This window comes from Streptomyces sp. BE20 (assembly GCF_036322525.1).
Taxonomy (GTDB): Bacteria; Actinomycetota; Actinomycetes; order Streptomycetales; family Streptomycetaceae; genus Kitasatospora.
In genome coordinates, this window is record NZ_JAQYWW010001090.1 from 12,047 (window position 1) to 25,792 (window position 13,746).

Genomic DNA, 13,746 nt, shown 5'->3' on the forward strand with positions numbered 1-13,746 from the left:
GCTTCAGGGTGTGAGACGGACCGCGGTGTCGCGCGCCGGCACGCCGCCCGGGAGGGTGGTGGCGGGCGGCCGGCGGGGCGCTACGCGCTGCGGTCGAGGGCGCGCAGCGAGCGGTCCGTGATCGAACGGGCGCCGCGGCCGATGGCGACCAGACCGGACTGGACGAGCTCCTTGACGCCGTACGGCTCCAGCATCCGGAGCATGGCCTCCAGCTTGTCCGAACTGCCGGTGGCCTCGATGGTCACCGCGTCCGGGGACACGTCGACCGTCTTGGCGCGGAACAGCTGGACGATCTCGACGATCTGCGACCGGGTCTCACTGTCGGCGCGGACCTTCACCAGGACCAGTTCCCGCTGGATCGCAGCGGACTGGTCGAGTTCGACGATCTTTATCACGTTGACGAGCTTGTTGAGCTGCTTGGTGACCTGCTCCAGCGGGAGGTCCTCGACGTTGACCACGATCGTCATCCGGGAGACGTCCGGGTGCTCGGTGGGGCCGACGGCGAGGGAGTCGATGTTGAAGCCCCGACGGGAGAACAACGAGGCGATGCGGGCGAGCACGCCGGGCTTGTTCTCGACCAGGACGGAGAGGGTGTGCTTGGACATGGGTCTCTGTTCCCTAGGTCGTTCTGGAGGTGGGGGCTTCAGTCGAGGTCGTCGCCGAAGTCGGGGCGGACGCCCCGGGCGAACAGGATCTCGTCGTTGCTGGTGCCGGCCGCGACCATCGGCCAGACCATGGCGTCCTGGTGGACGATGAAGTCGATGACCACCGGGCGGTCGTTGATCTCCATCGCCTGCTTGATCACCGCGTCCAGGTCCTCCGGGCGCTCGCAGCGCAGACCGACACAGCCCATCGCCTCGGAGAGCAGGACGAAGTCGGGGATCCGGGTGCCCTGGGCCGGCGGCTCGATGCCGTCGTGCTCCGGCCCGGAGTGCAGCACGGTGTTGGAGTAGCGCTGGTTGTAGAACAGGGTCTGCCACTGGCGGACCATGCCCAGCGAGCCGTTGTTGATGACCGCGACCTTGATCGGGATGTCGTTCAGGGCGCAGGTGGCCAGTTCCTGGTTGGTCATCTGGAAACAGCCGTCGCCGTCGATCGCCCAGACCGCGGTCTCCGGGCGGCCAGCCTTGGCGCCCATCGCGGCCGGCACCGCGTAGCCCATCGTCCCGGCGCCGCCGGAGTTCAGCCAGGTCCCCGGCTTCTCGAACCGGATGAACTGCGAGCTCCACATCTGGTGCTGGCCGACGCCCGCCGCGTAGATCGCGTCCGGGCCGACCAGCCGGCCGATCCGCTCGATGACCTGCTGCGGGGAGAGCTGGCCGCCCGGGGCGGGCTCGTGGCCCAGCGGGTAGGTCTTCTTCCAGGCGTCGAGCTTCTCCCACCAGTCCGCGTAGTCGCCCTTGTGGCCGGCGTCGAACTCGGCCTGCACGGCGACGATCAGGTCGGCCAGCACCTCGCGGGCGTCGCCGACGATCGGCACGTCGGCGGGGCGGTTCTTGCCGATCTCGGCCGGGTCGATGTCGGCGTGGACGACCTTGGCGTGCGGCGCGAAGCCGTCCAGCTTGCCGGTGACCCGGTCGTCGAAGCGGGCGCCGAGGGTGAAGAGCAGGTCGGACTTCTGCAGTGCGGTGACCGCCGGGACGGAGCCGTGCATGCCGGGCATGCCCAGGTGCTGCGGGTGGCTGTCCGGGAAGGCGCCGAGCGCCATCAGGGTGGTGACCACGGGGGCGCCGGTCAGCTCAGCCAGGATGCGCAGTTCGGCCGTGGCACCGGCCTTGATGACGCCGCCGCCGACGTAGAGGACCGGGCGCTTGGCGGAGACCAGCAGCCTCGCGGCCTCGCGGATCTGCTTGGCGTGCGGCTTGGTCACCGGACGGTAGCCGGGCAGCGACGTCTCGACCGGCCAGCGGTAGGTCGTGGTGGCCTGCAGGGCGTCCTTGGCGATGTCGACCAGGACCGGGCCGGGGCGGCCGGTGGCGGCGATGTGGAACGCCTCGGCGATCACCCGGGGGATCTCGGCCGGGTCGGTGACCAGGTAGTTGTGCTTGGTGATCGGCATCGTGATGCCGCAGATGTCCGCCTCCTGGAAGGCGTCCGTGCCGATCGCCTTGGAGGCGACCTGGCCGGTGATCGCGACGATCGGCACCGAGTCCATGTAGGCGTCGGCGATCGGGGTCACCAGGTTGGTGGCGCCCGGGCCGGAGGTGGCCATGCAGACCCCGACCCGGCCGGTGGCCTGCGCGTAGCCGGTCGCGGCGTGGCCGGCACCCTGCTCGTGGCGGACCAGGATGTGGCGCACCTTGACCGAGTCCATCAGCGGGTCGTACGCGGGAAGGATGGCCCCGCCCGGGATACCGAAGACGGTGTCCGCGCCCACGGCCTCCAGCGAGCGGATGAGCGACTGGGCGCCGGTCATGGTCTCGACGACGTGCTGGGGAGCGGGAGCGTGGGCGGCCGGGGTGTCCCCGCGGCGGGGGGATGCGGCGTGCTCAGTCATCTGCCTGTCTCTTCTCGGTTCTTGCCGGCCCGGTGGTTCCGGGCCCCGGTAGGTCGAGGGTGGGGTCCCGCTTGCGGGCCGATCGCCGGCTCTGCCCCAATCGTCCCTATCCGAGGGGCTCGGGGCCAGGGGTCTTGCGGTGGTGGAACAGCGTCAGTGCAACAAAAAACCCCTCGTGCCAAGGGCATGCGAGGGGTGGCGCGTCGGTCTGTCACGAACGGGGCGAGGCCCGCTCAGCCGACGCGCCCGCCAAGTACGAGAATTCGGGTGCGCATGGCAACGACCTTCCTCCCGTCAAGGGTCGACTGTCAAGCAGGTGGGACGACAGTCTCGCCATGCGGACCCGCTCCCGGACCTGCGGCGGCTCGGTGTTCGGGCAGGTCGGGGCCACCGTGGTGAGGTGCGACACGTCCCGGCGCACCCTCGCCGCAGCCACTCGTACGGGCGTCCGCGGCTAGGAAGGCCCGCCGCGCCGCGAGGGCGCCGACCGGTCTCGGCAGCGGGTAGGAACGGCGGGCCAGCGCGCGTCTCAGCCGGGTCTCGTCCAGCGGCGGGGCGAAGGCCGAACCCTGGCCCTGCCGGCAGCCCAGTTCCTGCAGCACGGCCATCTGCCGGGGCAGGTCGACGCCCTCGGCGGCGGTGACCAGCCCGAGGTCGCGGCCGAGCCGCAGGGCGTGCCCGGCGAGGGTCCGGCTGAGCGGGGACTCCCCCAGGTCCTGGACGAGCGTGCGGTCCAGCTTGAGGCCGTCGAACGGCAGCCGGGCGAGCGCGCCGAGCGAGCCGTTGCCGGCCCCGAAGCCGGCCAGCGCGGTGGAGACGCCGAGCATCCGCAGGGCGCCGAGCCGGCGGCCGAGCTCGTCCGCCAGGGTGTCCGGCCCCATCCGGGCCACCTCGATGACCAGCTGGCCGCCGGGCAGCCCGCTGTCGCGCAGCGCCGCGACCACCGCCTCGTACAGGCCCGGCGCGCAGAGCCGCTCGGCGGAGAGCCGGATCGAGACCGGGACGGGCGGCGGCGCCGGGCGACCCCTGAGCGGCAGGCCGCGGCGCAGTGCGGCGGCGGTGACCGCCTCGCGGATCAGCCAGCGGGAGAACCGGGTCGCGGCGTCGCCGTGCTCGGTGGAGCGCAGGAACTCGGCGGGGGTGAGCAGCAGACCCTGGGCGGAGCGCCAGCGGGCCTGCGCCTCGACCCCGGTGACCACACCGTTGGCGAGGTCCACCACCGGCTGGTGGAGCAGGGTGAAGCCGCCCTCCCGGACAGCCGCCCGGAGCCGTTCGTCGAGTTCGGTGCGGCGCTCCAGGTCGGCGCGCATGGCGGGGGTGTAGAGCACCACCCGGCCCTTGCCCTCGGACTTGGCCCGGTACATCGCGAGGTCGGCGTTGCGCATCAGCTCGTCGGTGGCGGCGCGCGGGTCGGCGGCCGGGCCGCGTTCGGGGGTGCCGAAGGCGATGCCGATGCTGGCGGCCACGCTGAGTTCGACGCCGCCGATCCAGTACGGCTCGGAGAGCGCCGTCCGCAGCCGGTCGGCGAGCTCCTGGACCTGGAGGCGGCCGAGCGGGCCGCAGACCAGCGCGGCGAACTCGTCGCCGCCGAACCGGGCGACGGTGTCCCCGCAGCGGACGGCGGACTGCAGCCGGCGGGCGGCCCGGACGAGCAGCTCGTCGCCGACCTGGTGGCCGGCGGTGTCGTTGACGGCCTTGAAGCCGTCCAGGTCGAGGAAGAGCACCGCGACCCCGGCGCCCGCCTCGTCCTGCTGGCTGCGGGTGGCGAGGGCGGCGCGCAGGCGCTGGGTGAACAGCGCCCGGTTGGGCAGGTCGGTGAGCGGGTCGTGGAAGGCGTTGTGCTGCAACTGGGCCTGGAGTATCACGCGTTCGGTGACGTCCCGGCTGTTGAGGATCAGACCGTCGCGGTACCGGTCGACGGTCGACTCGACGTGCAGCCACTCGCCGTCGCCGGAGCTGATCCGGCACTCCACCCGGGCGGCGGCCGGTTCGGCGCCGCCGGGGTCGCGGTGGGCGGCGAGCCTGCCGCGGGCCAGGAAGCGGCGGACCTCCAGCAGCACCCGGTCGACGTCCTCGGGGTGGATCAGGTCGAGCAGGTTGCCGCCGACCAGCTCCTCCGGATCGCGCCCGTAGACGCCGAGCGCGGCCGGGGAGACGTAGGAGAGCACGCCGTTGGCGCCGGCGATCATGATGACATCGCTGGAGCCCTGCACCAGGGAGCGGAAGTGCGCCTCCTTGTGGGCGAGTTCCTGGGCCAGTGAGAGGTTGTCGAGCAGCATGATGCCCTGCCGCAGGATCAGCGCCAGGCCGACGGTGCAGGCGGCCGAGGCCACCACCCGGTCCAGCGACCGCCCGCCGAGGGCGTTGTAGAGGATTCCGGCGGTGCAGACGGCGGCGGCCGCGTACGGGGTGAGCGCGCTGAAGGTGGTGGCGACCCGGCGCCGGGGCAGTCCACCGAGCGCCGGGTGCTCGCGCAGCGGGCGGCGCCACCGCGGGGACCACGGCGCCCAGGCGAGCAGCAGGCTGCCGGCGAACCAGCCGGCGTCCAGCAGTTCGCCGGAGTGGTAGCTGCTGCGCAGCTCGGGCGAGGTGAACAGGGCGTCGCAGAGCACCGTGACGGCGAGGCCGACCATGGCGGTGTGGACGGCGGCCCGGTTGCCGTCCCGGCCGCCGAAGCGCAGCCCGACGACCAGCGAGACCAGCAGGATGTCCAGGACGGGGTAGGCCAGGTTGAGGGCCAGCCGGAGCGGGGAGCCGTCCTCGCCGGCGGCGGTGCGGCCGAGTGCGAGGCTCCAGCTGAGGGTGAACAGCGAGCCGGCCACCAGCCAGCCGTCCAGCAGTAGGCAGAGCCAGCCGGCGGCGGTGCGGGGGCGTTGGGCGAGCACCAGGACGCCGGTGATGGCGAGCGGGGCGAACAGCAGGAAGGCGTACTCGGCGAGCGAGTTCGGCGGCAGCGGGGTCCGCTCGACCAGCTCGTACCAGCCCCAGGTGCCGTTGCCGAAGGCGACCATGAGCGAGGAGAGGCCGAACAGCAGCCAGGCCGGGCGGGCGTGGCCACCGACCGTGCAGCTGTACGCGAGGCAGGAGAGCGCGGCGGCGAGGGCCGCCGCGGCCAGACCGAAGTCGCCCATGAAGACGGCGATCTGGTGCGAGCCCCAGCCGAGCGCCGCACCCAGGGCGTAGGCGAGGCAGAGCACGCCGAGGGCGGCGCCGGGCAGGTTGCGGCTGTGGAGCGCGCGGCGGGCCGGCCCGAACCGGCCGGCCGCGCCCGGAACGGCGGGGCGGGCGGCGGCGGTGTCCCGGTCGGCGGCACGGTCGGTGGCCCGGTCGGCGGCCGGGCGGTCGACGGCGGCGCGGTCAACGGCCGGGCGGTCGCGGGCGGGCCGGTCGGCGGCGGGGAAGCGGTCCCGTTCCGGCCGGCCTGCGGCGGGCGGCCCGGTCGCGGGCAGGTCGGTGTCCGGCACCTCCGGCCGTCCGGCTCCGGGCAGCACCGCGTCGGTGGGGCTCACTCGGCCTCTCCCCCTCCGGCCCGGGGCCTGGCGCCCCGGCCACGGACCACCGGCCGCACGCCTGGTGGCCGTACGCGGTGACCTGGCGCCCCGTCAGGGCGGTGGCCCAGGGGGTGGGCGGCCTGCAGGCCGGCCCGCCGCACCGATGTTCCCGGTCGGGACCCTACACCACTTCGGTCACTCAATGACACGCACACTCAACGTAGAGTAATGGCGCGGAGGTGGGGAAATACACTCGATTCCGACGAAACCGGCCGGTTGGCGGGGGCGCGCGGGCAGGGGCTCACGCGGCGCGCACGGGAGCACACGACAGTGCCCGACCGGCCACCGCCGGAAGGCGGCGGTACCGGTCGGGCATCTGCGGGGTCGGGCGGTCAGCGGCCGGCCGGGACCAGGTCCTCCGGAAAGAGCCGCAACCGGTGCGCCAGCGCGGCCGCTTCGCCCCGACCGGCCACCGCGAGCTTGCCGAGGATGTTGGACACGTGCACGCTCGCGGTCTTCGGCGAGATGTACAGTTCCTCGGCGATCTGCCGGTTGGTGCAGCCCCGCGCGAGCAGACGGAGCACGTCCCGCTCACGGGGGGTGAGGCTGAAGGAGTCGCCGATCGGGGCCGCCGGAGCCGGGGCGGGACGGCGCACGGTGAGCGCCAGACCGGCCCGCTCGGCCAGCGCAGCGACCTCCGCGCCGAGTCCGGCGTCGGACCGGGCGATCGCCAGTTCCCTTGCCTCGCGCAGCAGTTCGACCGCAGCCTCGCGGCGGCCGGCCAGCACCTCCGCCTCGCCGGCCCGCAGCAGCGCGAGCGCCAGCGGGTACGGCAGCCCGGTCGGGCGCAGCGCCTCGATCGCGGCGGCCCAGTGCGCCGGGGCGTCCGCCCCTTCCGCGCGGGCCAGCTCGCCCGCCAGCAGCCGGGCCCAGCCGCGGTGCAGCGGCGCGGTCGGGGTCAGCCCGGCGGCGACGGCGGTGATCCGGGCCAGCACCGCGGCCCGGCCGGGGCCGGCCTCCGGCAGGCCCCGGGTGTCCGCCTCGGCGGCGGCGCCGTCGGCCAGCAGCGGGTAGAGGTCGGCGAGGTAGCCGCACCGGAGGTCCTCGTCCAGGGCGGCGAGCAGCTCGGCGCGGGCGTCCAGCGGGCGGCCGGCCCCGACCGCGATCCGCAGCGCCAGCCGCGCGATCGGGACGGAGTGCTGGAGCTGACCGACCCGGTTGGCCGCCCTGGCCTGCGCCAGCATCGCGGCGGCGCCGGACAGGTCACCGCGGAGCAGGGCGAGTTCGCCGCGCATCCGGTCCAGGAACTCGGCGTGGGTGCCGGTCGAGCCGAGCAGGTCGCACTCGGCGAGTACCCGCTCGGCCTCGTCGATCCGCCCGAGGTCCATCAGCGCCTCGACGAGGTTGCCGGTCAGGATGGCGCCGATGTTGCGCTGCAGGCCGTTGCCGCGCGCCGACTCCAGGCCCTCCCGGGCCAGCGCCACCGCCTCCTCGGCCCGGCCGAGCCCGCGCTGCATGGAGGAGAGGTTGTTGATGCCGCGCAGCAGGACGTCCGGTGCGCCGATCCGCCGGGTGGCCTCCACGGCGGCGGTGAGCTGGGCGACCGCGGCGTCCGGGTCGGAGTCGAGGTCGTTGCGCAGTCCGCTGAGCGTCATCACGGCGTGCTGCTCGACGGCGTGCGCGCCCACCTGGCGGGCGATCCGGACGGCCCGCTCGGCGAGCTCGACCAGCTCGGGCCGGGGGTTGGAGAGCATCCCGCTGCCGGCGCCGAGCGCGAACACCTCGGCCTGGACGGCGGACGCCGGCAGGTGCTCGACCAGCCGGTGCGCGTACGCGATCTCCTCCTCGTCGCCGGAGCGGCGCAGGTGGCCGAGCATCCGGGCCCGGTTGATCCGGAACCAGGCGGCGCGGGCCGGGTGTTCGACCTCGTCGACCAGCTTGAGCGCCCGTCGGGCCAGGCTCAGCCCGCGCTCGCGGTCGCCGGTGCGGCGAGCCGCGACGACCGCCTCAGCCAGCACGTCGATCAGGTTCAGCCGGTCGCAGCTCTCGTCGTGGGCGTCGGCGTCGCAGGAGCACGGCGGGTAGGTCTCGGCCCAGTCGTACGGCCGCAGCGTGCCGCCGAGCACCTCCTCGGAGACCTCGTCCCAGAGTTCGAGGGCCCGCTCCAGCATCCGCAGCTGTTCGGCGAAGGCGTTGCGCCGCCGGGCGGCCCGGGCGGCGTCCAGGGCCGTCGGCAGGGCCCGGGCCGGGTCGTGCGCGTGGTACCAGTAGTTGGCCAGCCGGGCCGGCCGGGTGTCGCTGCCGACCAGGTGCGGCTCGGCCTCCAGGGCCTCGGCGAACCGGCGGTTGATCCGGTGCCGTTCACCCGGCAGCAGGTCGTCCGAGACGGCCTCGCGGACCAGCGCGTGCCGGAACCGGTAGCCGTCGCCGTCGGTGTCCGGGCGCAGGATGTTGGCGCCCACCGCCTCGCGCAGCGAGTCGATCAGCTCCTCCTCGTCGTCCAGGACGGCGGCGAGCAGGGCGTGTTCGACGTAGGAGCCGCCCTCGGCGGCGATCCGCAGGACCCGCTGGGTCTGCTCGTCCAGGGCCTCCACCCGGACCAGCAGGATGTCCCGCAGCGAGTCGGTGAGCCCGGCCGAGCAGCCCTCCCGGACGGAGGTGGCGAGCTCCTCGACGAAGAACGGGTTGCCCTCCGAGCGGCGGTGGATCCGGTCGACGAGCTGACGGTCGGGCGCGGCGGTGCCGAGGATGCCGGCCAGCTGCGCGGCCACCTCGCCCGGCCCGAACCGCTCCAGCTCCATGCGCTGCACGGTGCGCAGCCGCTCCAGTTCGGCCAGGAAGGGCCGCAGCGGGTGGCGGCGGTGCAGGTCGTCGCTGCGGTAGGTGGCGACCAGCAGGACGCGGGCCCGGTGCAGGGTGCGGACCAGGTAGGAGAACAGCTCGCGGGTGGACCGGTCGGACCAGTGCAGGTCCTCCACGGCGAGCACGAGAGTACGGTCCGTGCCGAGTCGTTCGAACAGCCTCGCGGTGTGCTCGAACAGCCGGGCTCGTCCGTACTCGTTGTTGGGTTCGCCGTCGGCCTCGCCGAAGTCGGGCAGCAGCCGGGCGAGATGGCCCTCCATCCCCGAGGCGGCGCCCTCGAAGTCGGCCCCCATGCCCCGGTGGAGCCGGCGCAGCGCGGTGGCCAGCGGTGCGTACGGCAGGCCCTCGGCGCCGATCTCCAGGCAGCCGCCGACGGTGGTCAGCACGTCGTCGTCGCAGGCCTGTCGCAGGAACTCCTCCAGCAGCCGGGTCTTGCCGACGCCCGCCTCGCCGCCGATCAGCACGGCCTGCGGCTGTCCCGAGCCGGCCCGTCGCAGCGCGGCCGTCAGGGCGGTGAGCTCCGGATCGCGGCCGACGAAGACGGGACTCACCGATATCTGCTGCATGGCTGCGAGCATGCCATAGAGGTCCAGCGCCGGCCGAGCGGTTATCCCGCCCTCCGGACGCCCGGAAGGGGAGGCGCACCCCCGTGTCGCCTCCCCCTCCGGATTCCCTGCGGCACCGGGCTGGTGCCGGTCCGTCAGCATTCGCCGGGACGCACGGCGCGGCGCACGGAGCGGAAGGCGACGTTCGGCCGCCATCCGGTGCGCTTGGCGCCCTTCGCCTGGCGTACCAGCCGCTCGTGCTCGGCCAGGGCCTGGAGTTCCTGCTCGTGCTGCTTGATGAGCTCGTACTCGATCACGGTGTTCCCCTTGTGGGTTTCGGTGTGTCTCTCTCGTTCTGGGGTAAACACTCCTCTCCCAGGGGCGTGGGGCGCATCGGCAGCCTGCCGGATCTTCCGGGCCGTCCGGGCCTTAGGTGCCGGGCCCGGGTGCCCGGCCCGGACACGGCAAAGGCCCGGTCTTACCCCTTATAAGGGGTAAGACCGGGCCTGAGGCGCCTAAGTAGACCTTAGAAGGTCTAAGTCACCTTAGAAACTCAGGCAGAAGCGCCCAGCTTCTCCAGAATCAGATCCTTCACACGGGCCGCGTCGGCCTGGCCACGGGTGGCCTTCATGACCGCGCCGACCAGGGCGCCGACGGCCGCGACCTTGCCGTCACGGATCTTGGCGGCGATCGCCTCGTTCTCGGCGATGGCCTGGTCGACGGCGGCACCGAGCGCGGAGTCGTCCGAGACGACGGCCAGGCCGCGCTTCTCGACGACCTCGTCCGGCTCGCCCTCACCGGCCAGCACGGCCTCGATGACCTGGCGGGCCAGCTTGTCGTTCAGCTTGCCCTCGGCGACCAGCGCGGCGACCCGGGCGACCTGCGCCGGGGTGATCGGCTGCTCGCTCAGCTCGGTGCCGGTCTCGTTGGCCCGGCGGGCCAGCTCGCCCATCCACCACTTGCGGGCCTGGTCGGCCGGGGCGCCGGCGGCGATGGTCTCCTGGATCGACTCGACGGCGCCCGCGTTCAGCACCGACTGCATGTCCTTGTCGGTCAGGCCCCACTCGGCCTGGAGACGGGCCCGGCGCACCCGCGGCAGCTCGGGGAGACCGCCCCGCAGCTCCTCGACCCACGCGCGGGACGGCGCGATCGGGACCAGGTCCGGCTCCGGGAAGTAGCGGTAGTCCTCGGCGTTGTCCTTGATCCGGCCGGCCGTGGTGCTGCCGTCCTCCTCGTGGAAGTGCCGGGTCTCCTGGACGATCGTGCCGCCGTCGGAGAGCACCGTCGCGTGCCGCTGGATCTCGAACCGGGCGGCCCGCTCGACGCTGCGCAGCGAGTTGACGTTCTTGGTCTCCGAACGGGTGCCGAAGGTCTCGGTGCCGTTCGGGCGCAGCGACAGGTTGACGTCGCAGCGCATCTGGCCCTTGTCCATCCGGGCCTCGGAGACGCCCAGCGCCTTGATCAGCTCGCGCAGCTCGGCGACGTACGCCTTGGCGACCTCGGGGGCGCGCTCGCCGGCGCCGACGATCGGCCTGGTGACGATCTCGATCAGCGGGATGCCGGCCCGGTTGTAGTCGAGCAGCGAGTGCGTGGCGCCGTGGATGCGGCCGGTCGCGCCACCGACGTGGCTGGACTTGCCGGTGTCCTCCTCCATGTGGGCGCGCTCGATCTCCACCCGGAAGGTCGAGCCGTCCTCCAGCTGCACGTCGAGGTAGCCGTCGAAGGCGATCGGCTCGTCGTACTGCGAGGTCTGGAAGTTCTTCGGCATGTCCGGGTAGAAGTAGTTCTTCCGCGCGAACCGGCACCACTCGGCGATCTCGCAGTTCAGCGCCAGGCCGATCTTGACGGCCGACTCCACGCCGATCGCGTTGACCACCGGCAGCGAGCCCGGCAGGCCCAGACAGGTCGGGCAGACCTGGCTGTTCGGCTCGGCACCCAGCTCGGTCGAGCAACCGCAGAACATCTTGGTCTTGGTGCCCAGCTCGACGTGGACCTCAAGGCCCATCACCGGGTCGTACGACGCGAGAGCGTCCTCGTAGGAGACCAGGTTCTTGACGCTCACAGCGTCCCCTTCACTAAAAGTCTTGGAGGTGCCGGCCCGGCCTGTACGGCGGGTACAGGCCGGGCCTCGCGGGCTCGGTCAGCCCAGCAGGACGTCGTCGTCGCCCAGCCGGCGCAGCTCGCGCACCAGCAGGGCGGTGCCGGTGACCAGCGCGGCGGCACCGACCAGGGCGTTGACCAGCTTCAGGGTGTCGTTCTCGCCCCGGGCCTTGCGGACGTCCTTCACCACGGTGATCACGCTGAACGCGCTCGTGCCGATGGACAGCCAGATGCCTGGCTTCGAGTGCTTGAAGCCCTTGGCCTTCTCGATCTTGCTCACAGTGCCGGTGCCTCCTCCAGCAGGGTGTGCCCCCACTTGTCGTTGAGTGCGGCCTCCACGGCGCCGCCCACGCGGTACAGGCGGTCGTCCGCCATCGCGGGTGCGATGATCTGCAGGCCGACCGGGAGATTGTCCTCCGGGGCCAGCCCGCACGGCAGCGACATGGCCGCATTGCCCGCCAGGTTGGACGGAATCGTGCACAGGTCGGCCAGATACATCGCCATCGGGTCGTCGGCGCGCTCGCCGATCGGGAAGGCGGTGGTCGGGGTGGTCGGCGAGACCAGGACGTCCACGCCGGCGAAGGCCGCGTCGAAGTCGCGGGAGATCAGCGTGCGCACCTTCTGGGCCGAGCCGTAGTAGGCGTCGTAGTAGCCCGAGGAGAGCGCGTAGGTACCGAGGATGATGCGGCGCTTGACCTCGGCGCCGAAGCCGGCCTCGCGGGTGAGCGCGGTGACGTCCTCGGCCGAGCGGGTGCCGTCGTCGCCGACCCGCAGGCCGTAGCGCATCGCGTCGAAACGGGCCAGGTTGGACGAGGCCTCGCTGGGCGCGATCAGGTAGTACGCGGGCAGCGCCAGGGTGAACGACGGGCAGGAGACCTCGACGACCTCGGCGCCCAGCTCGCGCAGCAGCTCCACCGACTCGTTGAAGCGCTGCATCACGCCGGCCTGGTAGCCCTCGCCGGCGAACTCCTTCACGACGCCGATCCGCATGCCGCGGACGTCACGCCGCCTGGCGGCCTCGACCACGGCCGGGACCGGCGCGTCGATCGAGGTGGAGTCCAGCGGGTCGTGGCCGGCGATGGCCTCGTGCAGCAGCGCCGCGTCCAGCACGGTGCGGGCGCACGGGCCGCCCTGGTCCAGGGAGGACGAGAACGCGACCAGGCCGTAGCGGGAGACCGAGCCGTAGGTGGGCTTCACGCCGACGGTGCCGGTGACGGCGCCGGGCTGGCGGATCGAGCCGCCGGTGTCGGTGCCGATCGCCAGCGGGGCCTCGAAGGCGGCCAGCGCGGCGGCCGAACCGCCGCCGGAGCCGCCGGGGATCCGGGAGAGGTCCCACGGGTTGCCGGTCGGGCCGTAGGCGGAGTTCTCGGTGGAGGAGCCCATCGCGAACTCGTCCATGTTGGTCTTGCCGAGGATCACCACGCCGGCGTCCCTGAGACGCGTGGTCAGAGTGGCGTCGTACGGCGGGATCCAGCCTTCGAGGATCTTGGAGCCGCAGGTGGTCGGGACGCCCTTGGTGGTGAAGACGTCCTTGAGCGCCAGCGGGACGCCGGCCAGCGGGCCCAGTTCCTCGCCCCTGGCGCGCTTCTCGTCGACGGCCCGGGCGGCGCTCAGCGCGCCCTCGGTGTCGACGTGCAGGAAGGCGTTGACCTTCTTGTCGACGGCGTCGATGCGGTCCAGGTGCGCCTGGGCGACCTCGACGGCGGAGACCTCGCCGGTGGCGACGGCGTTCGCCGTCTCGGCCGCGGTGTAACGGATCAGGTCGGTCATCTCGGTCAGTCCTCCCCGAGGATCTGCGGCACACGGAAACGCTGCTCCTCGGCGGCGGGGGCACCGGCCAGCGCCTGCTCCGGGGTGAGCGACGGCCGCACCTCGTCCGCGCGCATGACGTTGGTCAGCGGCAGCGGGTGGGAGGTCGGCGGGACGTCCTGTCCGGCGACCTCGGAAACGCGGGCGACCGCGCCGATGATCACGTCGAGCTGCTCGGCGAAGTGGTCCAGCTCTTCGGCCTGCAACTCAAGACGCGACAGCCGAGCGAGGTGGGCAACCTCCTCGCGCGTGATGCCAGGCATGCAGCGATCCTCAGGGTGAGTTCTGGTGAGGCCCGGTACCGCCTTCCGGCGGCGCCGGGCCCGGGCAGGAGCGGCCTGTCCGGCGCTCCCGTCCTCTTGGTCTGTGCTCCCCATCCTATGGGGCACGGCCCGGCCACCGGCCAACGAGTGAGGGCGGGCCCGGGTCACCCGGGTGAGCG

At 73.1% G+C, this 13,746-nt stretch carries 9 protein-coding genes; all 9 read right to left on the reverse strand.

Annotated features, from left to right (window positions below; genetic code table 11):
- Positions 1 to 80: 80 nt before the first annotated feature.
- The 9 genes from ilvN to gatC all read right to left on the reverse strand — a co-directional run bounded on the left by ilvN (position 81) and on the right by gatC (position 13,567).
- Entirely contained in the window at positions 81 to 605 is a 525-nt protein-coding gene (gene ilvN / locus PUR61_RS31620) for an acetolactate synthase small subunit (RefSeq protein WP_329882928.1), read from the reverse strand.
- A gap of 38 nt (positions 606 to 643) precedes the next feature.
- The gene (locus tag PUR61_RS31625; protein ID WP_329882929.1) at positions 644 to 2,497 is read right to left on the reverse strand and encodes an acetolactate synthase large subunit; all 1,854 of its coding nucleotides are present in this window, start codon (positions 2,495 to 2,497) and stop codon (positions 644 to 646) included.
- Positions 2,498 to 2,805: 308 nt separating this feature from the next.
- Positions 2,806 to 5,715 carry a putative bifunctional diguanylate cyclase/phosphodiesterase gene (locus tag PUR61_RS31630; RefSeq protein WP_329883198.1) on the reverse strand — a complete coding sequence of 970 codons (2,910 nt, stop codon included), beginning with the start codon at positions 5,713 to 5,715 and terminating at the stop codon, positions 2,806 to 2,808.
- Between the two features lie 665 nt (positions 5,716 to 6,380).
- Positions 6,381 to 9,416, reverse strand: coding sequence for a helix-turn-helix transcriptional regulator (locus PUR61_RS31635; protein ID WP_329882930.1), 3,036 nt, complete (start codon positions 9,414 to 9,416; stop codon positions 6,381 to 6,383).
- Between the two features lie 134 nt (positions 9,417 to 9,550).
- Positions 9,551 to 9,712, reverse strand: a complete 162-nt coding sequence (locus tag PUR61_RS31640) for a hypothetical protein (RefSeq protein WP_329882931.1) — start codon at positions 9,710 to 9,712, stop codon at positions 9,551 to 9,553.
- Positions 9,713 to 9,948: 236 nt separating this feature from the next.
- Positions 9,949 to 11,457, reverse strand: coding sequence for an Asp-tRNA(Asn)/Glu-tRNA(Gln) amidotransferase subunit GatB (gene gatB, locus PUR61_RS31645; protein ID WP_329882932.1), 1,509 nt, complete (start codon positions 11,455 to 11,457; stop codon positions 9,949 to 9,951).
- Between the two features lie 78 nt (positions 11,458 to 11,535).
- On the reverse strand, positions 11,536 to 11,775 hold the full coding sequence (locus PUR61_RS31650) for a hypothetical protein (RefSeq protein ID WP_329882933.1): 240 nt from the start codon (positions 11,773 to 11,775) through the stop codon (positions 11,536 to 11,538).
- Positions 11,772 to 13,265, reverse strand: coding sequence for an Asp-tRNA(Asn)/Glu-tRNA(Gln) amidotransferase subunit GatA (gene gatA, locus PUR61_RS31655; RefSeq protein ID WP_329882934.1), 1,494 nt, complete (start codon positions 13,263 to 13,265; stop codon positions 11,772 to 11,774). Before gatA ends, PUR61_RS31650 begins: the two co-directional genes overlap by 4 nt.
- A gap of 5 nt (positions 13,266 to 13,270) precedes the next feature.
- Positions 13,271 to 13,567, reverse strand: a complete 297-nt coding sequence (gene gatC / locus PUR61_RS31660; RefSeq protein ID WP_035845952.1) for an Asp-tRNA(Asn)/Glu-tRNA(Gln) amidotransferase subunit GatC — start codon at positions 13,565 to 13,567, stop codon at positions 13,271 to 13,273.
- Between the last annotated feature and the right edge of the window lie 179 nt (positions 13,568 to 13,746).

Bases quoted from the DNA above. Each gene is read 5' to 3' on its own strand.
- ilvN (WP_329882928.1), bottom strand. From the start codon at position 605: ATGTCCAAGCACACCCTCTCCGTCCTGGTCGAGAACAAGCCCGGCGTG.
- PUR61_RS31625 (WP_329882929.1), bottom strand. From the start codon at position 2,497: ATGACTGAGCACGCCGCATCCCCCCGCCGCGGGGACACCCCGGCCGCC.
- PUR61_RS31635 (WP_329882930.1), bottom strand. From the start codon at position 9,416: ATGCAGCAGATATCGGTGAGTCCCGTCTTCGTCGGCCGCGATCCGGAG.
- gatA (WP_329882934.1), bottom strand. From the start codon at position 13,265: ATGACCGACCTGATCCGTTACACCGCGGCCGAGACGGCGAACGCCGTC.
- gatC (WP_035845952.1), bottom strand. From the start codon at position 13,567: ATGCCTGGCATCACGCGCGAGGAGGTTGCCCACCTCGCTCGGCTGTCG.